The 24,224-nt window shown below is 64.0% G+C and carries 21 protein-coding genes; 12 read left to right on the top strand and 9 right to left on the bottom strand.

Annotation, left to right across the window (positions count from 1 at the left end):
• Positions 1-145 precede the first annotated feature (145 nt).
• The 11 genes from AAGW05_RS09450 (at position 146) to secG (ending at position 11,292) form a co-directional block, all read left to right on the top strand.
• Positions 146-928, top strand: coding sequence for an HAD hydrolase-like protein (locus AAGW05_RS09450; RefSeq protein WP_411804255.1), 783 nt, complete (start codon positions 146-148; stop codon positions 926-928).
• Positions 915-1,583 (top strand): lysophospholipid acyltransferase family protein, encoded by a 669-nt coding sequence (locus AAGW05_RS09445; RefSeq protein ID WP_411804254.1) that lies wholly within the window; start codon positions 915-917, stop codon positions 1,581-1,583. The genes AAGW05_RS09450 and AAGW05_RS09445 overlap by 14 nt, the downstream gene beginning before the upstream one ends.
• 2 nt (positions 1,584-1,585) lie before the next feature.
• Positions 1,586-3,586, top strand: a complete 2,001-nt coding sequence (uvrC, locus tag AAGW05_RS09440; RefSeq protein WP_411804253.1) for an excinuclease ABC subunit UvrC — start codon at positions 1,586-1,588, stop codon at positions 3,584-3,586.
• Positions 3,587-3,706: 120 nt separating this feature from the next.
• Positions 3,707-4,675 (top strand): RNase adapter RapZ, encoded by a 969-nt coding sequence (gene rapZ / locus AAGW05_RS09435; RefSeq protein WP_411804252.1) that lies wholly within the window; start codon positions 3,707-3,709, stop codon positions 4,673-4,675.
• A 2-nt stretch (positions 4,676-4,677) separates the two neighbouring features.
• A complete protein-coding gene (locus AAGW05_RS09430) occupies positions 4,678-5,673 on the top strand; it encodes a gluconeogenesis factor YvcK family protein (RefSeq protein WP_411804251.1) in 996 nt (331 codons plus the stop codon).
• Positions 5,674-5,698: 25 nt separating this feature from the next.
• Entirely contained in the window at positions 5,699-6,679 is a 981-nt protein-coding gene (whiA, locus tag AAGW05_RS09425) for a DNA-binding protein WhiA (RefSeq protein WP_411804250.1), read from the top strand.
• Positions 6,680-6,802: 123 nt separating this feature from the next.
• Positions 6,803-7,426 carry a superoxide dismutase gene (locus tag AAGW05_RS09420; protein WP_411804249.1) on the top strand — a complete coding sequence of 208 codons (624 nt, stop codon included), beginning with the start codon at positions 6,803-6,805 and terminating at the stop codon, positions 7,424-7,426.
• A 267-nt stretch (positions 7,427-7,693) separates the two neighbouring features.
• Positions 7,694-8,701: a type I glyceraldehyde-3-phosphate dehydrogenase gene (gap, locus tag AAGW05_RS09415; RefSeq protein WP_411804248.1), complete on the top strand. Its 1,008-nt coding sequence runs from the start codon at positions 7,694-7,696 to the stop codon at positions 8,699-8,701.
• An 11-nt stretch (positions 8,702-8,712) separates the two neighbouring features.
• On the top strand, positions 8,713-9,942 hold the full coding sequence (locus tag AAGW05_RS09410; protein WP_411804247.1) for a phosphoglycerate kinase: 1,230 nt from the start codon (positions 8,713-8,715) through the stop codon (positions 9,940-9,942).
• A gap of 92 nt (positions 9,943-10,034) precedes the next feature.
• Positions 10,035-10,850, top strand: a complete 816-nt coding sequence (gene tpiA, locus AAGW05_RS09405; RefSeq protein WP_411804246.1) for a triose-phosphate isomerase — start codon at positions 10,035-10,037, stop codon at positions 10,848-10,850.
• A gap of 169 nt (positions 10,851-11,019) precedes the next feature.
• Positions 11,020-11,292 (top strand): preprotein translocase subunit SecG, encoded by a 273-nt coding sequence (gene secG, locus AAGW05_RS09400; protein ID WP_411804245.1) that lies wholly within the window; start codon positions 11,020-11,022, stop codon positions 11,290-11,292.
• Between the two features lie 84 nt (positions 11,293-11,376).
• On the opposite strand, the gene pgl is transcribed toward secG, so the two are convergent.
• The 6 genes from pgl to tkt all read right to left on the bottom strand — a co-directional run bounded on the left by pgl (position 11,377) and on the right by tkt (position 19,754).
• Positions 11,377-12,180, bottom strand: a complete 804-nt coding sequence (pgl, locus tag AAGW05_RS09395; protein WP_411804244.1) for a 6-phosphogluconolactonase — start codon at positions 12,178-12,180, stop codon at positions 11,377-11,379.
• Entirely contained in the window at positions 12,177-13,118 is a 942-nt protein-coding gene (locus AAGW05_RS09390; protein ID WP_411804243.1) for a glucose-6-phosphate dehydrogenase assembly protein OpcA, read from the bottom strand. The genes pgl and AAGW05_RS09390 overlap by 4 nt, the downstream gene beginning before the upstream one ends.
• On the bottom strand, positions 13,115-14,659 hold the full coding sequence (gene zwf, locus AAGW05_RS09385; RefSeq protein ID WP_411804242.1) for a glucose-6-phosphate dehydrogenase: 1,545 nt from the start codon (positions 14,657-14,659) through the stop codon (positions 13,115-13,117). Before zwf ends, AAGW05_RS09390 begins: the two co-directional genes overlap by 4 nt.
• A gap of 16 nt (positions 14,660-14,675) precedes the next feature.
• On the bottom strand, positions 14,676-16,313 hold the full coding sequence (locus AAGW05_RS09380) for a glucose-6-phosphate isomerase (protein ID WP_411804241.1): 1,638 nt from the start codon (positions 16,311-16,313) through the stop codon (positions 14,676-14,678).
• Between the two features lie 5 nt (positions 16,314-16,318).
• Positions 16,319-17,440 carry a transaldolase gene (tal, locus tag AAGW05_RS09375; RefSeq protein WP_411804240.1) on the bottom strand — a complete coding sequence of 374 codons (1,122 nt, stop codon included), beginning with the start codon at positions 17,438-17,440 and terminating at the stop codon, positions 16,319-16,321.
• Between the two features lie 187 nt (positions 17,441-17,627).
• Positions 17,628-19,754 (bottom strand): transketolase, encoded by a 2,127-nt coding sequence (gene tkt, locus AAGW05_RS09370; protein WP_411804239.1) that lies wholly within the window; start codon positions 19,752-19,754, stop codon positions 17,628-17,630.
• Positions 19,755-20,140: 386 nt separating this feature from the next.
• Here tkt and AAGW05_RS09365 point away from each other — a divergent pair, with 386 nt between their 5' ends.
• Entirely contained in the window at positions 20,141-21,112 is a 972-nt protein-coding gene (locus tag AAGW05_RS09365; protein ID WP_411804320.1) for a heme o synthase, read from the top strand.
• A 283-nt stretch (positions 21,113-21,395) separates the two neighbouring features.
• On the opposite strand, the gene AAGW05_RS09360 is transcribed toward AAGW05_RS09365, so the two are convergent.
• Genes AAGW05_RS09360 through AAGW05_RS09350 form a run of 3 tightly spaced genes read right to left on the bottom strand, consistent with a single transcriptional unit; the run spans position 21,396 to position 24,129 of the window.
• Positions 21,396-22,358, bottom strand: coding sequence for a COX15/CtaA family protein (locus tag AAGW05_RS09360; protein WP_411804238.1), 963 nt, complete (start codon positions 22,356-22,358; stop codon positions 21,396-21,398).
• Positions 22,359-22,372: 14 nt separating this feature from the next.
• Complete coding sequence (locus AAGW05_RS09355) at positions 22,373-23,143, bottom strand: ABC transporter permease (RefSeq protein ID WP_411804237.1); 771 nt, start codon at positions 23,141-23,143, stop codon at positions 22,373-22,375.
• Positions 23,140-24,129 (bottom strand): ABC transporter ATP-binding protein, encoded by a 990-nt coding sequence (locus AAGW05_RS09350; RefSeq protein WP_411804236.1) that lies wholly within the window; start codon positions 24,127-24,129, stop codon positions 23,140-23,142. The genes AAGW05_RS09355 and AAGW05_RS09350 overlap by 4 nt, the downstream gene beginning before the upstream one ends.
• Positions 24,130-24,224 lie beyond the last annotated feature (95 nt).

Genomic DNA, 24,224 nt, shown 5'->3' with positions numbered 1-24,224 from the left:
CCGTCAAAATCGCTGCCGCGATTTTGCCGGAACCTGGCTGGCGTGGGCCCAAGCCGGCGCGAGCCAGCTGTACGTGAAGCCCCCCTTTATGCCCTTGCAGGCATGGATAGGGGCTGTGGGGGTCTGCTCATGAGAAACTATGGACGTGACTACTGCTTCCCCCTCCGTGCAACGTGACGGCCATGCCCATGGCGGCGCCAAGCCCGGCCGCCTCCGCGCCGCTGTCCTCTTCGACCTCGACGGGACGCTTGTCGACCCGGCCGGTGGCATCACCGGCGGCATCCAGCATGCCCTGGCCGCCATGGATTTGCCCGTTCCGGCCGACGACGTGCTCAACGCCATGATCGGGCCCAAGCTTGCCGACGCCCTGGTGAGCATCCTGGGCGTCCCCGCCGAGAAGGTCGAGGGCACCATTGCCGTGTACCGCCAGTGGTACGCCAGCCAGGGCATGGCCATGTCAAGGGTCTACCCTGGCATCACCGAACTGCTGAAGCAGCTCAAGCACGACGGCGTGTCCCTGGCAGTTGCCACGCAAAAGCCCGAGCCGCTGGCCAAGAAGCTGTTGGCCTACCACGGCCTCGACGGTTTTTTCCACGTGATCCGCGGCTCCCACGCCGATGAAACCCTCAAGCCCGGTGACGCGGAGTACCGCTCGGACAAGACGGAAATCATCGCCGCCGCCCTGGCAAACATGCCAGGGAACACCCCTCACGGCAACCGCGCCGCCATCATGGTCGGTGACAGGCACCAGGACGTCAACGGTGCCCGCAGCAACGGGCTCGACTGCATCGGCGTCGCCTGGGGCTTCGCGTCCGACGGCGAGCTTGAGGCGGCGGGAGTTGTCGCCGTCGTGCATTCAACGGACGAACTGGCGCAGGTCCTGGCCTCATCCGACGCACTGGGGGAATCCGTCCATGGCGTTGTATGACGTAACCCGCGTGCTGACCCGCGGCACCATCAGTACGCTGTGCCGGCCTACGGTCGAGGGGCTTGAGAATGTCCCCGTCGACGGGCCGTTCATCGTGGCGCCGAACCATTTGTCGTTCTTTGACTCGGTCATTGTGCAGGCGCTGACGCCGCGCCCGGTGTCCTTCTTCGCGAAGGCCGAATATTTCACCGGCAAGGGTGTCAAGGGGAAGCTGATGAAGACGTTCTTCGAATCGGTGCATTCCATTCCCGTGGAACGTGGCGAGCAGGCCGCCAGCGTGCAGGCCCTGAAGACGCTGCTTGAGATTTTGGGCCGCAACGAAGGTGTGGGCATCTACCCGGAGGGCACCCGTTCGCGCGACGGCGTGCTGTACAGGGGGCGCACAGGCGTTGGCTGGCTGGCGCTGACCACCGGCGCACCCGTGGTCCCCGTGGGGATCGTCGGCACCGAAATGCTGCAGCCGGCAGGATCAAAGGGCTTCAGGCCGGCGAAGTTCACGCTGCGTTTCGGCAAGCCGTTGTACTTTGACAGGACCGGACCAGACCATTCGCTGCCTGCGCGCCGCCATGTCACAGACACCATCATGGACGCCATCGCCGAACTGACGGGCCAGGAACGCAGCGCCAAGTACAACCAAAGCCCCAGCCTCGAGTAGCCATGGCAGATCCCGCAACATACCGGCCCGGGCCGGGCGAAATACCCACGGACCCCGGGGTTTACCGTTTCCGCGATGAACACGGCCGTATCATTTACGTGGGCAAGGCCAAGAACCTGCGGTCGCGCCTGAGCTCCTATTTCGCGAACCCCGCAACGCTGCTGCCCAAAACGCACGCCATGGTCCACCACGCGGCGAGCGTGCAATGGACCATTGTGGGCAGCGAGCTAGAGGCGCTGCAGCTTGAATACACCTGGATCAAGGAATTTGCGCCGCGCTACAACCTGGCCTTCCGGGACGACAAGACCTATCCGTACCTTGCCGTGTCCATGGGAGAGAAGTTCCCGCGGGTGCAGGTCATGCGCGGGGAACGCCGCAAGGGCACCAAGTACTTCGGGCCGTACACGGCAGGGGCCATTCGGGAAACCATGGACACGCTCCTACGCGTCTTCCCCGTGCGCAGCTGCTCACCCGGCGTGCTGCGCCGCGCCGAACGCAGCGGCAGGCCCTGCCTGCTGGGCTACATCGACAAGTGCGCCGCCCCGTGCGTGGGACGCATCAGCGTCGAGGACCACAAGGCCCTGGCCCAGGACTTCTGCGACTTCATGGGAGGCGAGGCCAAGCGCTTCATCGGCACCCTTGAAAAGAGAATGGCCGACGCCGTCGCCGAACTTGACTATGAACAGGCCGCCAGGGTGCGCGATGACATCATCGCTCTGCGGAAAGTCTTTGAACGCAACGCCGTGGTGCTCACGGAAGACACCAATGCCGACATTTTCGCCGTCGAACAGGACGACCTCGAAGCGGCCGTCCAGGTGTTTTACGTTCGTGGCGGCCGCATCAGGGGCCAGCGCGGCTGGGTCGTTGAAAAGGTCGAGGACGCCACTGACGCCGAACTGTGGGAGCACCTGATGCAGCAGGTGTACGGAGCCGAGGAATCGCAGCAGGACGCCATCCCGCGCCAGATCCTTGTGCCTGAACTTCCTGCCAACCACGAGTACCTGGCCCAGTGGCTTGGCGGTCTGCGCCAGGGCACGGTGACAATCAAGGTGCCCCAGCGCGGTGAGAAGGCTGCGCTCATGGACACCGTCCAGGCCAATGCCCGCCAGGCGATGATCCTGCACAAGTCCCGCCGCGCCGGGGACCTGACCACCAGGTCGCTGGCACTGCAGGAGCTGCAGGAAGCCCTCGAGCTACCCCTGCCGTTGCTGCGCATCGAGTGCTATGACATTTCCCATGTCCAGGGAACCAACGTGGTCGCCTCGATGGTTGTGGTTGAGGACGGGCTGGCGAAGAAGAGCGAGTACAGGAAGTTTTCCATCACGGGCGACGCCGCGATCGACGACACAGCCTCGATGTACGACGTCATCACCCGCCGCTTCCGCAACTACCTGAGCGAGAAGGAGGAACGGGCAGCAGTCGTGCAGGCCTCTGGCAGCATCCCCGTCGGGGACACCCCGGACGGCGGTGCCGGGGCCGCGGAGGCTCCCAAGTCCAAGTTCGCCTACCCGCCCAACCTCGTGGTTGTCGACGGCGGTGTGCCCCAGGTCAACGCGGCCTCGAAGGCACTGGCCGACCTTGGCATCGACGACGTTGCCGTGGTGGGCCTCGCCAAGCGCCTCGAGGAGGTGTGGGTGCCCGGCAGTGACTTCCCCGTCATCCTGCCGCGCTCCTCGGAAGGCCTGTACCTGCTCCAGCGCATCCGCGACGAGGCCCACCGCTTCGCCATCACCTTTCACCGGGCCAAGCGCGGCAAGGCCATGACGGCGTCCGTGCTGGACCAGGTGCCCGGGCTGGGCGCGGCCAAACAGAAGGCCCTGCTGGCGCACTTCGGCTCGCTCAAAAAGGTGCGAACAGCCACCGTGGAGGAGCTCGTGCAGGTCAAGGGCGTCGGTCCCGTGCTCGCCCAGGCGATTTTCGACGTCGTCAATGCCGACGGAGGCTCGGCCGGCACCACCCCCAAACCCGCCGTCAACATGACGACGGGTGAGATCCTCGACTGACGCCCTCCCCAAGACTCGCTGCGCTCGGATGGGGCCCCGTGGCCGCTAGGCTTAGAGCGTAGACGTGCCGGGGGCCAACAACGCTCCCGCGGGCAAGCCAACAACTGACAGGGAAGAGCAATGACCGAACAGCAAGACCCAACCACCACCATCGTTGGCGGCGCGGCAGCCGATGCCGCTGAAGACGGGGCCGTGGCTGAGGCCGACCTGACCCCCATCAAGCCCGTGCAACCTGAACTGCTCGTGGTCACAGGCATGTCGGGCGCAGGACGCAGCACCGCAGCCAACGCCCTTGAGGACCACGGCTGGTACGTCATTGAAAACCTCCCACCTCAGATGCTCGGCACCCTGGCCGAACTTGTCTCGCGCATGCCCGCGGCGCTGCCGAAACTGGCAGTTGTGGTTGACGTGCGTGGCAAGGCCCTCTTTGCCGACATCCGCGAGTCACTGAACGCCCTCTCAGCCGCCGGCGTGGCCTACCGCGTGCTCTTCCTCGACGCCAGCGATGACACCCTGGTGCGCCGCTTCGAGCAGGGCCGGCGCCCCCACCCCCTGCAGGCCGACGGGCGCATCCTGGACGGCATCGCCGCCGAACGCCTCCTGCTGGCGGAAATGAAGGACCAGGCCGAGATGATCCTGGACACCTCCGTCATGAACGTCCACCAGCTGGGCACGGCCGTCACCGAGCTTTTCTCCGAGTCCGGACCCGTGGTTCTGAGCCTGACAGTGATGAGCTTCGGCTTCAAATACGGCCTGCCCGTCGACGCCAACTACGTCGCCGACGTCAGGTTCATCCCGAACCCGCACTGGATCCCGCAGCTGCGCCCGCTCACAGGGCAGGACGAGGCTGTCAGCAACTTTGTGCTCAATGACAACGGTGCCGCCGACTTCGTCGAGCGGTACGTGCACGCCCTCGAGCCCGTTTTTGAAGGCTACCGCCGGGAAAACAAGCATTACGCCACCATTGCCATCGGCTGCACCGGCGGCAAGCACCGCTCCGTCGCCGTGGCGATTGAACTGGCCAAGCGCCTGAGCCAGCTGCCCCGCGTCACCACGAGCATCCGGCACCGAGACCTCGGCCGGGAGTAACCATGTACACAGGCATCCTGCCCATCCTCCCCACGGCCGCGAAACTCCCGGCCCCTGAGACCGGCGTGCGTGTCGCTGCCTTGGGAGGCGGTCACGGACTGGCCGCGTCCCTGTCCGCGTTGCGCCTGGTCACCGGCAACGTCACGGCCGTTGTCACAGTCGCTGACGACGGCGGCTCCTCCGGCCGCCTCCGTGACGAGTTGGGCGTCCTCCCACCGGGCGACCTGCGCATGGCCCTTTCGGCGCTGTGCGACGACACCGATTGGGGGAGGACCTGGCGCGACGTCATGCAGCACCGCTTCACCTCCCGCGAAGGGGTCTCCGGCTCCCTCGACAACCATGCCCTGGGGAACCTGCTCATTGTGACCCTGTGGGAACTGCTGGGCGACCCCGTGGCGGGGCTGCGCTGGGCCGGCGCCCTGCTCGGCGCCCGCGGCGAGGTCCTGCCGATGGCAAGTGTGCCGCTGACCATCGAGGGCCGGGTCCTGACCAACGGCATACCGGGGGAGCTGATCCGCGGCCAGTCCCGCCTGGCCAAGGCCGGCGAGCTGGACAACGTGGCCCTTGTTCCCCAGGACGCCCCCGCCTGTGCCGAGGCCGTTGCCGCGATCCACAATGCCGACTGGGTGGTCCTGGGCCCCGGATCCTGGTACACCTCCGTCCTGCCGCACCTGCTGCTGCCTGAAATGCGTGACGCCCTGTGCACCACCACGGCCAAGCGCCTGCTGACAATGAACCTCGACGTCAACGACGCGGAGGCCGCCGGCATGAACGCCGCAGACCACCTGCATGTGATATCCCGCTACGCGCCAGGCTTCACCGTGGACGTGGTGCTGGCCGATCCGCAGTCAATTGGCGATGTTGGTGAGTTCACGCAGGCTGCCGCAATGATAGGGGCCGAGGTGGTGTTCGGTAAGGTAGGCAGTTCCGGTGGCAACACCGTCCACGACCCCCTGCGGCTGGCGGCAGCCTACCGGGATATTTTTGGGGACCATTAATGCACGTGAAAGTGAAGGCTGAACCATGGCGCTGACCGCGGCGGTAAAAGAGGAATTGTCCCGATTGGACGTCAAAAAGTCCTCGGTGCGCAAGGCCGAGGTGTCGGCGCTGCTGCGCTTTGCCGGAGGACTTCACATCATCTCCGGACGCATCGTCATCGAGGCCGAGGTGGACACTGCGGCAACAGCGCGGCGCCTGCGTGTGGCCATCGCAGAAATGTACGGCCACCAAAGCGAGATCGTTGTCGTATCGGGCGGCGGGCTGCGCCGCGGCAGCCGCTACGTGGTGCGGGTTGTGCGTGACGGTGAGGCACTTGCCCGCCAAAGCGGGCTCCTCGACGGCCGCGGGCGCCCCGTGCGCGGGCTGCCATCCGCCGTCGTCAATGGTTCCACCGCGGATGCCGAAGCCGTGTGGCGTGGGGCCTTCCTCGCCCACGGTTCCCTGACCGAGCCAGGCCGCTCCTCCGCCCTGGAAATCACTTGCCCCGGCCCGGAGGCAGCCCTGGCCCTTGTGGGCGCCGCACGCAGGCTGGACATCCCCGCCAAGGCCCGTGACGTGCGCGGCATCGACAGGGTCGTGATCCGCGACGGCGACACGATCGGTGCGCTGCTTGTCCGCATGGGCGCCCACGACACCTTCCTCGTGTGGGAGGAACGGCGCATGCGCAAGGAAGTCCGCGCTACGGCCAACCGCCTGGCCAACTTTGACGACGCCAACCTGCGCCGCTCGGCCCAGGCCGCCGTTGCCGCCGGCGCACGCGTAGAGCGGGCACTTGAAATCCTCGGCGACGACGTCCCCGACCACCTTAAGTACGCCGGCGCATTGCGCGTTGCGCATAAACAGGCAAGTCTTGATGAGCTGGGCCGGCTCGCCGACCCGCCGCTCACCAAGGACGCCATCGCCGGACGCATCAGGCGATTGCTGGCCATGGCCGACAAAAAAGCCAAGGACCTGGGCATTCCCGGCACTGAGTCGAACGTCACCTTCGACATGCTCGATGGCTGACGCGCCTAGTATGAAAGAGTAAGAGACAGGAATACGCCCGAAAAGGCTGTCCTGACCTGCCGGACGTCCGTCACATTCGATGGCGCACCGGCAAATCCACAGAAGAATCGCAATGGAGGAACCGTGACTAAGTACACACTTCCGGAACTCAGCTATGACTACGCTGCCCTGGAACCCAATATTTCCGCCCGCATCATGGAACTGCACCACAGCAAGCACCACGCGGCCTACGTCGCAGGCGCCAACCAGGCTCTGGAGCAGCTCGCAGAGGCACGCGAAAGCAACAACTTCGCCAATGTCAACAGGTTCTCCAAGGACCTGGCATTCCACCTCGGTGGCCACACCAACCACTCCATCTTCTGGAACAACCTTTCCCCCGAGGGTGGCGACAAGCCCGAAGGTGAGCTGGCAGCGGCCATTGACGATGCGTTCGGTTCCTTCGACGCCTTCCGCGCACACTTCACCGCTGCAGCCATGGGCATCCAGGGCTCCGGCTGGGCACTGCTTTCCTACGAAGGCCTCGGCGGCAACATGGTCATCGAGCAGCTCTTCGACCAGCAGGGCAACATCCCCGTGGCCACCACCCCGCTGCTCATGCTCGATATGTGGGAGCACGCCTTCTACCTTGACTACGTCAACGTCAAGGCCGACTACGTCAAGGCATTTTGGAACATTGTGAACTGGGCCGACGTGTCCAAGCGCTTCGAGGCGGCACGCAAGAACGCTTCCTCGCTGATCCTGCCGTAACTGGCAGTCCGTACGACGCCGCGGCAGCTTCCGCGGCGTCGTTCGGGACGGCAGCCCCGAGGCTGCCCGCATGACCAATATATGGACGTCAGCTGCGTAAGATTAACGGGGCTGGCCCCAAGGAACGTAACATAGATCACGGCGCCACTTTGTCGTTGTGCGCCATGAAAGAAAATCTCTGCCCAATGTCGTGCGGGAACCCCTGGCTGAAGGTGACCTTCAGCCTGACTACGCGTGTTCAACAGAGCACCAAGGAGAAGAGAACAAGTGACTACTCGTATTGGTATCAACGGGTTCGGCCGCATCGGCCGCAACTACTTCCGCGCCGCACTTGCACAGGGCGCCGACATTGAGATTGTTGCTGTCAACGACCTCACCAGCCCGGAAACCCTGGCTCACCTGCTCAAGTACGATTCCGTCACCGGTCGGTTGGCCGTTTCGGTTGAGGTTGTCGACGGCCACCTCGTGGTTGACGGCAAGACCATCCAGGTATTCGCCGAGCGCGATCCCGCCAACCTTCCCTGGGGCGAGCTGGGTGTTGACATCGTCATCGAGTCCACGGGCTTCTTCACCAAGGCCGCAGGCGCACAGAAGCACATCGATGCAGGCGCCAAGAAGGTCCTGATCTCCGCACCGGCCTCCGATGAAGACATCACCATCGTCATGGGCGTCAACGACGAACTGTACGACCCGGCTGCGCACAACATCATCTCCAACGCATCCTGCACCACCAACTGCCTCGGCCCGCTGGCCAAGGTCCTGAACGACAACTTCGGTCTGGAGCGCGGTCTCATGACCACCATCCACGCCTACACCGCGGATCAGAACCTGCAGGACGGCCCGCACAGCGACCTCCGCCGTGCACGCGCCGCCGCCATCAACATGGTTCCCACCTCCACCGGTGCTGCCAAGGCAATCGGCCTGGTCCTGCCGGAGCTCAAGGGCAAGCTTGACGGCTTCGCCATCCGCGTACCCGTCCCCACAGGCTCCGCAACCGACTTGACCGCGACCCTGAGCCGCGAGGTCACGGTTGAGGAAGTCAACGCCGCCTACAAGGCTGCTGCAGCCGAAGGCAAGCTGGCCGGCTACCTGACGTACACCGAGGATCCCATCGTTTCCTCGGACATCGTCACCGACCCGTCCTCCTCGATCTTCGATTCCGGCCTGACCAAGGTCATCGGCAACCAGGTCAAGGTTGTTTCCTGGTACGACAACGAGTGGGGCTACTCCAACCGCCTGGTCGATTTGACCAAGCTCGTCGCTTCGAAGCTCTAAGGCATAAACTCATGACTCTTCACACCCTCAGCGAACTCATCGATGAAGGTGTCCGCGGGCGGTACGTTCTTGTCAGAAGTGACCTGAACGTGCCGCTCGACGGCTCTAACGTCAGTGACGACGGGCGCATCAAGGCCTCGATTCCCGTCATCAAGGCACTGGCCTCCGCCGGTGCCCGCGTCCTTGTCAGCGCGCACCTGGGCCGCCCCAAGGGCACCCCCGAAGCCAAGTACTCACTGGCCCCGGCCGTTGCGCGCCTGGCCGAACTCGCTCCGGAACTAAATGCCACCCTGGCGTCCGACACCACAGGTGCCGCAGCCCAGGCTGCTGCCGCCGGTTTGGCTGACGGGTCCGTCCTCGTTCTGGAAAACGTGCGCTTTGATGCGCGCGAAACATCCAAGGATGACGCCGAGCGGGCAGCTTTCGCTGCCGAGCTGGCGGCATTGACCGGCGACAACGGCGCATACGTGGATGACGCCTTCGGTGCCGTTCACCGCAAGCATGCCAGCGTCTACGACATCGCCAAGGTGCTGCCGTCCTACCAGGGCGCCCTGGTCCGGACCGAACTGGAAGTGCTGCGCAAGCTCACCACGGAATCGGAACGGCCCTACGTGGTTGTTTTGGGCGGTTCCAAGGTTTCCGACAAGCTGGCTGTCATTGAGAACCTGATTGGCAAGGCGGATTCCATCCTGGTGGGCGGCGGAATGCTGTTCACCTTCCTTGCGGCCCAGGGCCACAAGGTAGGCGCCTCGCTGCTTGAGGTCGACCAGATCCCCGTGGTCCAGGACTACCTTGCCCGCGCGGAAGCAGCCGGAACCACCTTTGTCCTGCCCACGGATGTTGTTGTTGCTGCCGGCTTCGCCGCAGATGCAGCACACGAAGTGGTCGCCGCAGACGCCATCGAAGGCAGCGCCTTCGGTGCCGGCGGACTGGGCCTGGACATTGGTCCGGATTCGGCCGCGGCCTTCGCCGCAGCCATTGCCGGAGCTAAGACGGTGTTCTGGAACGGCCCCATGGGCGTGTTTGAGTTCGCTGCCTTCGCCGAAGGGACCCGGGCCGTGGCCCAGGCCCTGAGTGTCAACAGCGGCTTCACAGTCGTCGGCGGCGGCGACTCGGCCTCCGCCGTTCGCTCACTCGGCTTTGCCGACGCCGCATTCGGCCACATCTCCACCGGTGGCGGCGCAAGCCTGGAGTACCTTGAAGGCAAGGAACTTCCCGGACTGGTTGCACTGGACCGCTAGTCGCATAAGGTGGCGGCAGGTAAACCCTGCCGCCACCTTTTTGCATAGATTTGACATAGTTGTATTTAAGTGACGCAAGAAACGAGATGACGATGACAACTTCAACCAACGGCCACTTCGACCGCACACCGCTGATTGCCGGCAACTGGAAGATGAACATGGACCATGTCCAGGGCATCACGTTGCTGCAAAAGCTCGCATGGACACTTTCCGATGCCCGCCACGACTTCAGCCGGGTGGAAGTTGCAGTCTTCCCTCCGTTCACGGACCTTCGCGGCGTGCAGACCCTCGTACAGGGCGACAAACTTAAGCTTGCCTACGGCGGACAGGATCTCTCCGACAAGGATTCCGGCGCTTACACCGGCGACATCTCCGGTGCCTTCCTGAACAAGCTCGGCTGCGCCTACGTCCTGGTGGGCCACAGCGAACGCCGTGAATTCCACAATGAGAGCGAAGAACTGCTCAACGCCAAGGTCAAGGCCGCCTACCGCCACGGCATCACCCCGGTGCTGTGCGCCGGCGAAGGCCTTGAAATCCGCCAGGCCGGCACCCACGTCGAGCACACGCTCGCCCAGGTCCGTGGCGGTGTCGCAGGCCTGAGTGCCGAAGAAGCGGCAACACTTGTCATCGCCTATGAGCCCGTCTGGGCCATCGGCACCGGCGAGGTCGCAGGACCGGAAGATGCACAGGAAATGTGTGCAGCCATCCGCGCCGAACTGGTCGAACTCTTCGACGCCGAGACGGCAGCCAAGACCCGCCTGCTGTACGGCGGATCCGTCAAGGCCAACAACGTTGCCGCCATCATGGCAGAGCGCGACGTTGACGGCGTTTTGGTGGGTGGCGCGAGCCTTGACGCAGGCGAATTCGCCAGCATCGCACGCTTCGAAAACCACCTGGTTGCCAACTAAGAGTAACCAGGCAGCTTTTACCCAGGTCACGATCCGTGTCCATTCGCAATGTGTGGGTGGACACGGATAGACTTGACTGCGGACACAATGGCCGGGCCGTCAAGGTGCGTCAGTTGTCCGGAACGCAACTATTTTGTGAGCCGCCCAACGGTTGGGCAGCCCATTCACCATGTTCGAAAGGCCACTCGTGGAAACACTACAAATCGCCCTTCAGATCCTTCTGGGTATCACCAGCTTGCTGCTGACCTTGTTGATCCTGCTGCACAAGGGCCGTGGCGGCGGTCTGTCCGACATGTTTGGCGGCGGCATGAGCTCCAATCTTGGTTCCTCCGGCGTTGCCGAGCGCAACCTCAACCGCTTCACCGTGATTCTCGGCATCACCTGGGGTCTGGTGATTATCGGCCTCGGCCTGATCATGTCCTATGGACACATCGGCGCCTAAGAACGCAGTATGACGAAAAAAGGTCCCCTCCGGCATTGCGCTGGAGGGGACCTTTTGCGTTGGGTTTCGTTGCGGCGGGGTGGGTCAGTGTTCGCGGCGCATCAGTGCCTCGGGCACCTTTGCTGCTGCTGCCTCATCCAGGAGCCACATTGTCTTGTTGATGCCGCGGGCGCCGGATGCCGGCACCTGGACCGGGCTGGCGCCTGCAAGTCCAAGGCCGACGGCGGCTGCCTTGTCCGCGCCGGCGGCAACGATCCAGATTTCCTGGGCCGAGTTAATGGTTTCCAACGTCAGTGAAACACGCTCCGGCGGCGGCTTGGGGGAGTTGCGCACTGCCACGACTGAGGCTCCCGTGGTGCGGATGCCCGCCATCTCGGGGAACAGTGAGGCAATGTGTGCGTCGGGGCCCATGCCAAGCAGGAGGACGTCGAAGCGGGGGACGGCGGGCGCCTGGGCCGGGGATGCGTCATCGTTTTCCCACTCGAGAAGGGCCGCGGCGGCAAGCTCTTGGGCATACTGGGCTGCTGCTTCATCCAGGCCGGCCACGGTGTCGGAGGCCGCCATGATGTGCACGCGCGCGGGGTCGACGGGAACGTGCTCAAGCAGCGCCTCGGCTGCTTGGCCGTAGTTCCTGTCGGGGGAACCGGTGGCAACGAACCTGTCGTCGCCGAACCAAAAATTCACCTTGCTCCAGTCAACGGCCAGGTGCGCCGGTGACTTGGCAACCTCACGCAGGGTGGCAATGCCAACGCTGCCGCCGGTCAAAACGAGAGTTGCCTCACCCCGCTCGCTTTGGACATCAAGCAACCTGGTGATGAGCCGTGCAGCCGTGGTGGCGGCAAGGACGTCAAAGGACGGGTGCACGGTGATACGGACATTGCGGTTCATAACTGAACAACCTTTTCTACTGCCAACAGCTTCTTCAGGCCCTCGGTGACAACTTCACCGAAGACCACATCGGGGTCAAGGCGGCGTAGTTCCTCCGCCAGGCAATCCTGCAGGGTGCGCCGTGGAAGCGAGATTTGTTGCACGGGCTGGCCGGGCTGTGTCAGCACGGCTTCCAGGGAGCCGGGGCGGGTGATCTGGATGTTGCCTTTTTTGCGTTCAATGACGACGGTGCGGATGCCGGTGCCGCGGGGGTCCTCGGTGACGGTGATGGGCACCCGAAGGGCGCGGTGCAGCCAGGCGGCCAGCAGCAGCGTGCTGGGTGAATCGGAGGCGCCTTCCACCTTGAGACCGAGGATCGGGTCGTTGTCATCGCACTGGTCCAGGGCCGCGGCAAGCTGGACACGCCAGGATGTCAGTCGGGTCCAGGCCAGGTCGGTGTCACCTGCGGCGTAGGTGCCGGCGATGTGTTCGAGGGCTGCGTGGGGATCGGCGGCATTGGCCGAATCCGTGATGCGCCGGTGGGCAATGCGGCCCACCGGTGACTGACTCGGTACCGGGGGTGCCTCATAGGGCCACCAGGCGACAATGGGTGCATCCGGGAGCAGCAGTGCCGAAACAAGCGACTCGTTTTCGGCAGCCAGTTCCCCGTGGCCGCGCAGCACGATGACCTCCGAGGCCCCGGCGTCACCGCCTACCCGGATTTCCCCGTCGAGGCGGGTTTCATCCTGGGCCGAGCCCGCCGCCAGGACGATGATCCGGCAGGGATGTTCGCGGCTTGCCAGGTTGGCAGCCGCGATGGCTTCCTCCTCCAGACCGTTCTTGGTGATCACCACCAGGGTCAGGACACGGCCCAGGGTGACGACGCCACCTTGTTCGCGTAGCTTGACTATCTGCTTGGTGATTTTTGACGTGGTGGTGTCAGGCAGGTCAACGATCATGGCCGGCGCCACGTCCTTCCGTCTCGTTTCAAAAGTTCATCTGCCGAAGAGGGGCCCCAGCTACCAGGTTCATAGCTTTCAGGCTGGATGCCCTCGGCTGCCCAGTATTCCTCGAACGGGTCAAGGATTTTCCACGACAACTCGACTTCCTCATGGCGTGGGAACAAGGGGGGTTCACCCAACAGCACATCAAGGATGAGCCGCTCGTAGGCTTCCGGGCTTGATTCGGTGAAGGCGTGGCCATAGCCGAAGTCCATGGTGACGTCCCGGACCTCCATTTGAGTTCCGGGTACCTTTGAGCCAAAGCGGATCGTGACACCCTCATCGGGCTGCACACGGATCACCACGGCATTTTGACCGAAGTCATCCTCGGCGTGGTCGGTGAATAGCAGATTGGGTGCGCGTTTGAAGACCACGGCGATTTCGGTGACACGGCGGCCCAGACGTTTGCCTGCACGCAGGTAGAACGGAACACCTGACCAGCGCCGGGTGTTGATGTCCAGGCGGATCGCGGCAAACGTTTCGGTGGTGGAATCGGCGGGAATGCCTTCCTCTTCCAGATAGCCCTGGACGAGTTCGCCACCCTGCCAGCCGCCAGCGAACTGGCCGCGGGCAGAATGCTTCGACAGGTCCTTGGGCAACTTGACGGCTGCGAGTACCTTTTCCTTTTCCGCGCGCAGGTGGTCGGCATTGAAGGAAATGGGCTCCTCCATGGCCGTCAGGGCCAGGAGCTGGAGCAGGTGGTTTTGGATGACGTCACGGGCTGCGCCCACGCCGTCGTAGTAGCCGGCACGGCCGCCGGTGCCGATGTCCTCGGCCATGGTGATCTGCACGTGGTCCACGTAGTTGGCGTTCCACAACGGCTCGAAGAATTGGTTGGCAAAGCGCAGTGCCAGGATGTTCTGGACGGTTTCCTTGCCCAGATAGTGGTCAATCCTAAAGACCGAGTCAGGGGGGAAGACGGATTCAACGATGTCATTGAGAGCACGGGCCGACTCCAGGTTGTGCCCAAACGGCTTTTCAATGACAACACGGCGCCAGTTCTCGTCCCCCTTCCGGGCCAGACCATGTTCGGAGAGCTGGCGGCAGACAAGTTCAAACGCCTTCGGCGGGATGGAGAGGTAGAACGCGTGGTTTCCGCGCGTTCCCCGTGTCTGATCGAGCTCGGCAAGGGTTGCCTTCAGACGTTCAAAGGCTTCGTCATCATCAAATTCGCCCTGCACAAAGCGGATGCCCTCACGCAGCTGGCTCCACACTGTTTCATCAAAGGGCGTGCGGCAGTGCTCCTGAACCGAGGCCTTCACCGTGGCGGCAAAGTCTTCGTCCGCCCAAGAGCGCCGGGCAAAGCCCACAAGTGCAAAGCTGGGGGGCAGCAGCCCGCGGTTCGCAAGGTCGTACACGGCAGGCATGAGCTTCTTGCGCGCCAGATCACCGGTCACTCCAAAAAGCACCAGTGACGACGGTCCCGCCACCCGGGACAGCCGCCGGTCGCGGCCGTCCCGAAGCGGGTTTTCATTGGGTGTTGTGGCAGAGGTGGGCATCAGTTGAGAGGTAGCCTTATGCGTCTAATTGGCGGCCGGCAAGTGCGGCAACCACGGTCTTGAGTTGAGCAACGCCGGCTGCCACGTCAGTGAAGTGCAGGCGCAGTACGGGACGTCCATGATCGGCAAGCACCGCGGCGTCACCAGCGGCCTGGGCGGCAATCAGCTCACCAAAGCTAAACGGCCTCTCAGGAATTGCCAAATCGGCAGCCTCGGTGCCCGTAACCTGCAAGAACACACCGATGGCCGGTCCGCCCTTGTGGAACTGTCCGGTTGAGTGCAGAAAGCGCGGGCCCCAGCCAAACGTGACAGGACGGTTGGTGATTTCGGCGAGTTCGTCGCGGACCTCCGCCAGGGGTGCGTTGGCCAGCCTGTCTAGGTAGACCTGGACGCTCAGGTAACTGTCGCCCCCAAGGGCTCCGAATAAGGCCTCGAGTGCCTCGGTGACCGTAGCCGCCCCCACCAGCCATGCGGCCTCGGCGTTGGCGGTGCGGACCTCGATGGCGCCGTCCGTGAACAGTGCTGCCGTCGGGGCCGGAGTTGCATCCAGGAGCCCGCGGGCGGCGACCTTTGCGGCCTCAACGTCGGGCTGGTCGAAGGGGTTGATACCCAGCAGGCGGCCGGCGACGGCAGTGGCAAATTCCCACACCATCATCTGCGCGCCCAGATCACCGGAAATGCTGACCTCGTTTTCACGAAGTTCGACGTCGGAGTCCCCGGCAACCAGCCGAACCACCAGGACGTCTTCGGCGCCGCCGGTGACCTCGGGAGAGTTGGGTCCGGCAACGACAGGCAGTACGCCTGTGCCAAGCTTGCCCGTTGATTCGGCAATGAGCTGCTCGGCCCAGTCGGCGAAGCCAACCATGCCCGAACCCTCATCAACGATCACGATCTTGTTGCGCAGCGGGCTGGTGCCGCCAAGGGCCGCACCCAATCGCAGGCCGATGTTGTCCACGTCATCGTCGCGGAGCATCTCGCCGGCTTCCTCTGCCGAATCCAGCAGCGCTGAGATATCGGCACCGGCCAGGCCCGAAGGGACCAGGCCGAACGCTGTCAGGCCCGAGTAGCGGCCGCCAACGTTGGGGTCTGCATTGAAGACCTTGCGGTAGCCGGCCTCACGCGCCGAGACGTCAAGCGGGGATCCCGGGTCGGTGACGATGATGATGCGGGACTTGGCGTCGATCCCAGCAGTGGTGAACTCCTGCTCGAAGATGCGGCGCTGTGAATCCGTCTCAAGCGTCGATCCTGACTTGGAGGAGACGACAATGGCTGTGGTTGCCAGGCGGTCGCTGACGGCGGCCCGGACCTGGTCGGGGTCGGTGCTGTCAAGGACGCTGAGCTCGACGCCGGCGGTGCCGGTGATGACCTCGGGGGCCAGAGACGAGCCGCCCATGCCGCACAGCACGATGTGGTTGACGCCTTCTGCGCGCAGTTCATCGCGCAGTGCGGCGATATCGGCCAGAAGTGCCGAGGAAACCTCGGGGGCCTCCACCCAGCCGAGACGGATGGCCGACTCGGCTTGCGCGTCGGGGCCCCACAGCGTGGCGTCCTTCGCGAAGATGCGTGAGGCGAGCTGATCGGCGACGAGCGTCATCAGGTGCTTTTCCCCGGCCAACTTGGCGGCGCCGGTCGCAGCGAATGCCAGTGATGTCATGGTCTCTAGCCTTCCGCGCCTGCGGCGTCGAGTGCTTCCTGCACATGGTTGAGCAGTTCCTGCCAGCTGGCCACGAACTTGTCCAGGCCTTCAGTCTCGAGCAGCTCGACGACGTCGTTGTAGGAGATGCCCAAGCCTTCGAGCTGGTTCAGCAGGGCGTTGGACGCCTCGTAGCTGCCCGTGATGGTGTCACCGGTGACGACGCCGTGGTCAAATGCGGCGTCGAGGGTCTTCTCCGGCATGGTGTTGACAACGTTCGGAGCAACCAATTCGGTGACATACAGGGTGTCGGGGTAGGCCGGGTTCTTGACGCCGGTGGAGGCCCACAACGGACGCTGGGGGAGTGCGCCGGCGTCGGCCAGCAGCGCCCAGCGCTCGGAAGAGAGGACCTCTTCGAAGGCCTGGTAGGCCAGGCGGGCGTTGGCCAGTCCGGCCTTGCCCTTCAGTGCGGCCGCTTCCTCGGTGCCGATGGCGTCGAGGCGCCCGTCAATCTCCAGGTCGACGCGGGAGACGAAGAAGGACGCCACGGAGTGGATGTCTGCCAGGTTGTGGCCGTTGGCCTTGGCCAGCTCAAGTCCGCTCAGGAAGGCGTTCATGACGGCCCGGTAGCGGTCCAGCGAGAAGATCAGGGTGACGTTGACGCTGATGCCTTCACCCAGTGTTGAGGTGATGGCTTCCAGGCCCTCAAGCGTGGCCGGAATCTTGATGTAGACGTTCTTCTTGTTGACCTTGGCGTACAGGCGCTTGGCCTCGGCGAAGGTGCCCTCGGTGTCCCAGGCCTTGCGCGGGTCAACTTCAATGGAGACGCGGCCGTCAACACCCTTGGTGGCTGCGGCGATGGGGGCGAACAGGTCGCAGCCGTCGGCGACGTCGGCCGTGGTGATTTCAAAAACGGCATCTTCGGCGTTGGTGCCGGCGGCGGAGAACTTCTTCAGCTCCGGCTTGTAAAGGTCGCTCTTGGTGATGGCTGCCTCAAAGATGCTCGGGTTGGTGGTCACGCCAACAACGTTCTTCTCTTCGATGAGCTTTGCCAGGCTGCCGCTGTTCAGGCGTTCGCGGGAGAGGTCGTCAAGCCAGATGGAGACGCCGGCAGCCGAGAGTGCTGCTGTGGGTGTGGAGTTAGTCATGTTGCTACTTCCTTTGGAGTAAGGACCTGCATCTTGGGAACTGTTTACATCAGCACCGCAGGCAAGGCGTTCTATTCCCGATGCCGCCGTGCTGTCCCGAAGGGTGGCCCGGCGGCAGCGGCAACGTATGTGTGAAATCTAAAGGGGCACAGGACCCGGCAGCGCTGCCGCTGCCGGGTGGCTGGAACTAGGCGCCTGCTGCGGCCAGGGAATCCTTGGCGGCTGCGGCCACGGCTTCTGAGGTGATGCCGAATTCGTTGAACAGGATCTTGTAGTCGGCGGACGCGCCGAAGTGCTCCAGGGAAATGGAGCGGCCTGCATCGCCGACGAATTCGCGCCAGCCAAGGGCCAGTCCGGCTTCAACGGAGACGCGGGCCTTTACTGCGGCGGGGAGGACCTGCTCGCGGTATTCGGCGCTTTGGGCATGGAACCACTCGACACACGGCATGGAGACGACACGGGCGGCGATGCCTTCGGCTGCGAGAGCCTCGCGGGCCTCGACGGCCAGCTGGACCTCGGAACCTGTGGCGATCAGGATCACAGCGGGGGTGACCACTGCGCCGTCGGACACTGCCTCGGCCAGGACGTAGCCGCCCTGGGCTACGCCGGCGGCGGAACCGAACTCGGTGGCCGTTGCCGCACCGGTGCCGCGGGGGTAGGTGGGAATGTTCTGGCGGGTCAGCACGATGCCGGCCGGGTTGTCGGTGGTTTCCAGGATCTTCTTCCAGGCAGCCGAAACCTCGTTGGAGTCGCCGGGGCGCACCACGTCAAGGCCCGGGATGGCGCGCAGGGTCGCAAGCTGCTCCACCGGCTGGTGAGTGGGGCCGTCCTCGCCCAGACCGATGGAGTCGTGCGTCCACACGTAGATGGACGGGACACCCATCAGTGCGCTCAGGCGGATGGCCGGGCGCTGGTAGTCGCTGAAGATCAAGAACGTGCCCGAGAATGCGCGGGTCGGTCCGCCGAGGTGGATGCCGTTCACGATGGATGCGGCGGCGTGCTCGCGGATGCCGAAGTGCAGCACCCGGCCGTAGGGGCCGCCGGACCAGGTATCGGTCTGCTTGGAGGCAGGCACGAATGAGCCGGCGCCTTCGATGGTGGTGTTGTTGGATCCGGCGAGGTCGCAGGAGCCGCCCCACAGTTCAGGCAGGACACCGCCGATAGCGTTCAGGACCTTGCCGGAGGCCACGCGGGTTGAAACGTCCTTGCCGTCTTCGAAGACGGGCAGGTTTTCTTCCCAGCCGGCCGGCAGTTCCTTCTTTTCGATGCGCTCGAGCAGGGCCGCGTTTTCCGGGTTGGCTGACTTCCAAGCCTCAAAGCCTGTCTTCCACTCGTCGTGGGCCGCTGCACCGCGGGCAACGAGCTGGCGTGCGTGCTCAAGGATGGCGGGCTCGACCTCGAAGTTCTTCGACGGGTCAAAGCCCAGGGTTTCCTTCAGGGCGGCAACCTCGGCCGCACCCAGGGCAGAGCCGTGGATTGCGCCGGTGTTCTGCTTCTTCGGTGACGGGAAGCCGATGATGGTGCGCAGGGAAATGATCGAGGGCTTGGTGGTTTCGGCCTTGGCCGCAGCAAGCGCCGCGTGCAGTTCCGCAACGTCCTCGACGTATTCGCCTGTCTTGGTCCAGTCGACGCGCTGCACGTGCCAGCCGTAGGCCTCGTAACGCTTGAGGACATCCTCGGAGTAGGCGATGTTGGTGTCATCTTCGATGGAGATGTGGTTGGAGTCGTACACAACAACCATGTTGCCCAGTTCCTGGTGCCCGGCCAGGCTGGATGCCTCGCTCGTCACGCCTTCCTGGAGGTCGCCGTCGGAGGCAATGACCCAAACGGTGTGGTCGAAGGGGCTGGTGCCGGGAGCGGCGTCGGGGTCCATCAGGCCGCGCATGCGGCGCTGGGAGTACGCGAAGCCGACGGCGGAGGCCAAGCCCTGGCCCAGGGGTCCGGTGGTGATCTCCACGCCGGCCGTGTGCTTGTATTCGGGGTGGCCGGGGGTCAGTGAACCCCAGGTGCGCAGCGCTTCGAGGTCCGAGAGTTCAAGGCCGTAGCCAGACAGGAACAGCTGCACATAGAGCGTCAGTGATGTGTGGCCGGGGGACAGGATGAAGCGGTCCCGGCCCATCCAGTCGGGATTCTTCGGGTCAATGCGCATGACCTTCTGGAAGAGCAGGTACGCGGCGGGGGCAAGGCTCATGGCAGTGCCCGGGTGGCCGTTTCCGACCTTTTCCACAGCGTCAGCAGCCAAGATGCGGGCGGTGTCCACCGCGCGCCTGTCTTCAGCTGTCCAGGTAAATGTTGGCAATTCCAGATGTGACACTGACAGGTCCCTCTCGTTATGGGCATAAATAATGCAACGTGGGGCAGGCGTGACCAACACAACAGTCGTTGGGTGCCTGGCCCCGGCATTGCTTCAGCAAGCTCAAGCCTAGTCCGCCGGGACGCGGCTGATGCCCGTTCCGGTCATGTCTGGCGTCTCTTAAGTTACACGACATGCCGCCCAAAGCGTGATTGGTTTTCATATCGTGAGAACTTGGAGGCCAACTCTTGACATTCATGTTTTTAGTGCTGCACGCGCAGGGGCGGCTAAGATAGGAAAAGGATTTTTGCGGCCGCAGGCAATCCCACCAGGCATGTGCCGGCGTGGCCGCATGAACAACAAAGCGCCGATTTCGCAATGGGCGCCGGAACAACAATGAAAACATGGTGACTTCACACGTGAGTGCAACGCATGCCCCGACTGGGGAAACTTCGCCAAAAGTTTCTGTCGGTTTTTCAGAAAAGGCCAAGGGGTATGTGGCCCTGACAAAGCCGCGGGTTGTTGAGCTGCTTTTGGTCACCACCCTGCCCACCATGTTCTACGCCCACGGATTCTCGGGCAAGGCCGGTGTTCCCAGCCTGTGGCTCATGATCGCCACCATGGTCGGCGGCGCGCTGGCGGCCGGCGCCTCGGGCGCCTTCAACTGCTACATTGACCGCGACATCGACAAGATCATGAACCGCACCTCCAAGCGGCCCCTTGTCACGGGTGTCATCACACCGCGTGAAGCGCTCGTGTTCTCGTGGGTCCTGACGATTGTTGCAATCGCACTGCTGTGGAGCGTCAACCCGCTCACTGGCATGCTGGGCATCGGCGCCATCTTCGTCTACGTGGTGGTGTACTCGCTGATCCTCAAGCGCCGCACCTCGCAGAACATCGTGTGGGGCGGCGCCGCAGGCTGCTTCCCCGTCCTCATTGCCTGGGCGGCAGTGACCAACACGATCCAGTGGCCCGCGGTCATCTTGTTCATGATCATCTTCCTGTGGACGCCCCCACATTACTGGCCGCTGTCCATGCGATACAGCGACGACTACAACGCCGTCAACGTCCCCATGCTCGGTGCCGTGGCAGGTTCACGCACCGTTGCCGTCCAGGTGGTCCTGTACACCTGGGCCATGGTCGCCTGCTCGCTGCTCATGGTTCCGCTAGGCGGCGCCGGCATCGTCTACACCGTGGTCACAGCTGCCGCCGGTGCCTGGTTCCTGTACGAGGCACATACCCTGTACAGCAACTCAAAGAAGGACCTCGTCACCAAGAAGAACGCCATGAAAGTCTTCCACGTCTCCATTACGTACCTCACGCTGGTGTTCCTGTCCCTTGCGGTTGACCCCTTTGTAGGCTCGGCCCTGATGGGTTAGCTTCACCACGTACGACGGCGGCCGGCACCTCCCACACGGGAGGCGCCGGCCGCTTTTGGTTATGGCGTGCGGCGCTCCTTGGCGCAGTGTGGCCAGCCCGCGCGTTCCTGGGCGTCGAGTGTCCACTTATCGTCGCAATGCTGGTCCCTGGGGCTCGAATAACGACATCTGCTGGACAGTGGCGGGTGGGGAGGTGCCTGAAACAGTCAGCAAAAAGCCCGGTTGGCCGCAATGGTAGCGGCCAGCCGGGCCTTAGGTTGGGGTGTTGCCTGAGGCTGTGCCGCTACTTCGCGGGGGACAGGTGCTTGCCGCGGCGCAGCGCCACGTCGAGGATGTTCGTTGCCACTGCCAGGGTCAGGGAGGCGCCGAGCATGTGGATGCCGACAAGGAGGATCGGGACTCCCGTGAAGTACTGCCAGTAGCCGATGAGCCCCTGGATAATCACGGTGGCGACGAGCAGGAATGAGGCAGTGCGGAGCATGTCGCCCCTGCCGTTGCGCCATAGCAGGAGCAGCAGGAGCAGCGAGGTGGCGACCAGGACGTACACGGGCAGCACGTGGATGCGCGTCGTCAGGTAGCCGTCGAGGTTCATGCGCGGCGACGTGGAGTCGCCCGAGTGCGGGCCGGAGCCTGTGACAAGCGTTCCCAGCACGACAGCCATGTAGCTGGCCACGGCGGCGATTACAACCAGCCCCCGGATGAGGGGACGGGGCCGTGCAAGGCCCTGTGGCGCCGTCGTGCCCGTCCTGCCGTAAGCCCTGTTGACAAGCAGCATCGACACCACGACCAGCGCGGCGGAGACAAGGAAGTGCAGGCTCACCACGTACGGGTTGAGGCCGCTCAGGACCGTAATGCCGCCAATGACCGCCTGGGCGGGGATGCTTGCCAGCAGGCCAAAGGCGAGCCAGAACAGCTCCTTGCGCTCCTTGCGCATGTTCCACAGCATGATCAGCAGGGCAAGTGCGACGGCGGCCAGCACGAAGGTGAGCGTGCGGTTGGCGAACTCGATGATGCCGTGGATGCCCATTGCTGGGGTGTTGGTCAGTGAATCGGCGGTGCACTTGGGCCAGGTGGGGCAGCCAAGGCCCGATCCGGTGACACGCACCACGCCGCCGGAGACGATCAATACGCCCTGCCCGATCAGGGTGCCGACGGCAAGGCGCTTGATCGCGGGCGTCACTACCGTGGGCAGCTTCGCTGTGACATTTTGGTATGCGGTTTTCAATGCGGTGTTGCTTTGACTCACTTCGGAGACGCCTTTCAATTCCATTTGAACCACTTGACGGCGGCAACGGAAGCAACCGCTGCCCACGCCAGCAAGATGATGAGACCCATGAGGTCAAGACGGCTGTCGATCAGGGCGGCCCGCATCAGGTTGCCCAGCGCCCCTGAAGGAAGCCACTGGACCCAGTCCGCGAGAACGCTTGAGAACTTGCCTGCGGGCAGCACGATCCCGCCCACGGCGGCGAACAGGATCCAGCCGAGGTTGGTAATGGCAAGGGTTGCCTCGGGTCGAACAGTGCCCGCGATGAGCAGGCCCAGTGCCGTGAACGCGGCCGCGCCAAGGATCAGCAGGGGGATGCCCAGCAGCACCCCTGCCACGGGCGGGCGCCAGCCTAAGAACGCGGCAACCGTGGAGATCAGCACCACCTGCAACGCCAGGGCGACCAGCACGGCGATGACTTTGCCGGCGATGAGGCCGCCCTTGCCCAGCGGCGTTGTCGACAGGAAGCGCAGCACCCCGTAGCGCCGGTCAAAGCCTGTGGCAATGCCCTGCCCGGTGAAGGCCGTCGACAATGCGCACAGCGCGAGAATGCCGGGGGTTGCGATGGCAACCCGTGAATGGCCCATGCCGTCAAGGAGCGGGGTGGCGACAAGTGCCACGAGCCCCAGTAGCGGCATGACGACCATCAGCACCAGCTGCTCGCCGTTGCGCAGCATGGTCGCTGCCTCGTACCTGCCCTGGTTCAGGATCCGGCGCGTCAGGGACGCGGCCTCGCCCGCGGGGGCGTCGTGAAAGAGTGTGCTCATGAAATCCCCATGGTTTCTGGCTTGCTGTTGGCTGCCGTGCCGTCACGGGAGATGGCAAGGAAGACGTCCTCGAGGGACTGGGAGGCAAGGTGGATGGAGGTTGGCACGGCCGTGAGCTGCGCGCACCAGGCGCCGAAGCGGCCAAGGTCGGCCGGTTCAAGTGTGCCTGAGAGCCTATAGCTGCCCGGGCGCGTTTCACTGCATTCGAGTCCCGGGCGCACCAGCGGGGCAAGGTCGAGGTGGGGTGCGGCCTCGAACGTCATGGCCCGCTTGCCCAACGCCGATGTTGACTGGGCCAACAGCTCCTGAACTGTGCCTTGGGCCACGGACTCGCCCTTGTCCACGATATAGACGTAGTCGGCCAGGCGCTGGGCATCGTCGAGCAGGTGGGTGGTGAGAATGATTGCCTTGCCGCTGTCGCGCAGTTCCCTGATCAGTTCAAAAACCATCAGGCGCGACTGCGGGTCAAGGCCGGCGCTGGGTTCATCAAGGAACAGCACGTCGGGGTTGCCCAGCAGGCTTGCGGCCAGGGATACGCGCTGCTTCTGGCCGCCGGAGAGGCGCCGGATGTTTGTGTCCGAGAACTCACCGATGCCGAGCCGTTGGACCAGCGCGTCAACACTGAGCGGGTTCCTGTACAGCCCTGCAACGTGGCGCAGCAGGGTGATGGGCCGGGCTGCCGGAGGCAGGCCGCCGTCCTGCAGCATGACGCCCACGCGCGAGCGGAGGCCGGCGTCGGCGTTTTGCGGATCCTGGCCCAGGAGCGAGATGGTGCCCCCGGTGCGGTTCTGCAGGCCCTGGGCGCACTCGATCGTGGTGGTTTTTCCGGCACCGTTGGCGCCGAGCAGCGCTGTGACTGCACCAAAGTGTGCCTGCAGGCTAATGTTGGAAACAATGCGTTTCATCCGGCCATCCAATGCCGGAAGGGGCCCCACGTCCTTGATGAGCCCGGAGATCTCCAGGGCAGGGGAAAGTGTCTTTGTCACGCGGCCATTGTACGCGACTGAAGTGGGTGTTTGGCCGGAGGGGCGGTCCCTGCCATGGTTACATAGGCTCGCCTTAGTGGCAACAGCCTGCTAAT

Source organism: Arthrobacter sp. LAPM80 (assembly GCF_046736435.1).
Taxonomy (GTDB): Bacteria; Actinomycetota; Actinomycetes; order Actinomycetales; family Micrococcaceae; genus Specibacter.
This window is presented reverse-complemented; position numbering and strand designations above follow the sequence as displayed.

Bases quoted from the DNA above. Each gene is read 5' to 3' on its own strand.
- AAGW05_RS09445 (WP_411804254.1), top strand. From the start codon at position 915: ATGGCGTTGTATGACGTAACCCGCGTGCTGACCCGCGGCACCATCAGT.
- uvrC (WP_411804253.1), top strand. From the start codon at position 1,586: ATGGCAGATCCCGCAACATACCGGCCCGGGCCGGGCGAAATACCCACG.
- rapZ (WP_411804252.1), top strand. From the start codon at position 3,707: ATGACCGAACAGCAAGACCCAACCACCACCATCGTTGGCGGCGCGGCA.
- AAGW05_RS09430 (WP_411804251.1), top strand. From the start codon at position 4,678: ATGTACACAGGCATCCTGCCCATCCTCCCCACGGCCGCGAAACTCCCG.
- whiA (WP_411804250.1), top strand. From the start codon at position 5,699: ATGGCGCTGACCGCGGCGGTAAAAGAGGAATTGTCCCGATTGGACGTC.
- AAGW05_RS09410 (WP_411804247.1), top strand. From the start codon at position 8,713: ATGACTCTTCACACCCTCAGCGAACTCATCGATGAAGGTGTCCGCGGG.
- tpiA (WP_411804246.1), top strand. From the start codon at position 10,035: ATGACAACTTCAACCAACGGCCACTTCGACCGCACACCGCTGATTGCC.
- secG (WP_411804245.1), top strand. From the start codon at position 11,020: ATGTTCGAAAGGCCACTCGTGGAAACACTACAAATCGCCCTTCAGATC.
- pgl (WP_411804244.1), bottom strand. From the start codon at position 12,180: ATGAACCGCAATGTCCGTATCACCGTGCACCCGTCCTTTGACGTCCTT.
- AAGW05_RS09390 (WP_411804243.1), bottom strand. From the start codon at position 13,118: ATGATCGTTGACCTGCCTGACACCACCACGTCAAAAATCACCAAGCAG.
- zwf (WP_411804242.1), bottom strand. From the start codon at position 14,659: ATGCCCACCTCTGCCACAACACCCAATGAAAACCCGCTTCGGGACGGC.
- AAGW05_RS09380 (WP_411804241.1), bottom strand. From the start codon at position 16,313: ATGACATCACTGGCATTCGCTGCGACCGGCGCCGCCAAGTTGGCCGGG.
- tal (WP_411804240.1), bottom strand. From the start codon at position 17,440: ATGACTAACTCCACACCCACAGCAGCACTCTCGGCTGCCGGCGTCTCC.
- AAGW05_RS09355 (WP_411804237.1), bottom strand. From the start codon at position 23,143: ATGAGCACACTCTTTCACGACGCCCCCGCGGGCGAGGCCGCGTCCCTG.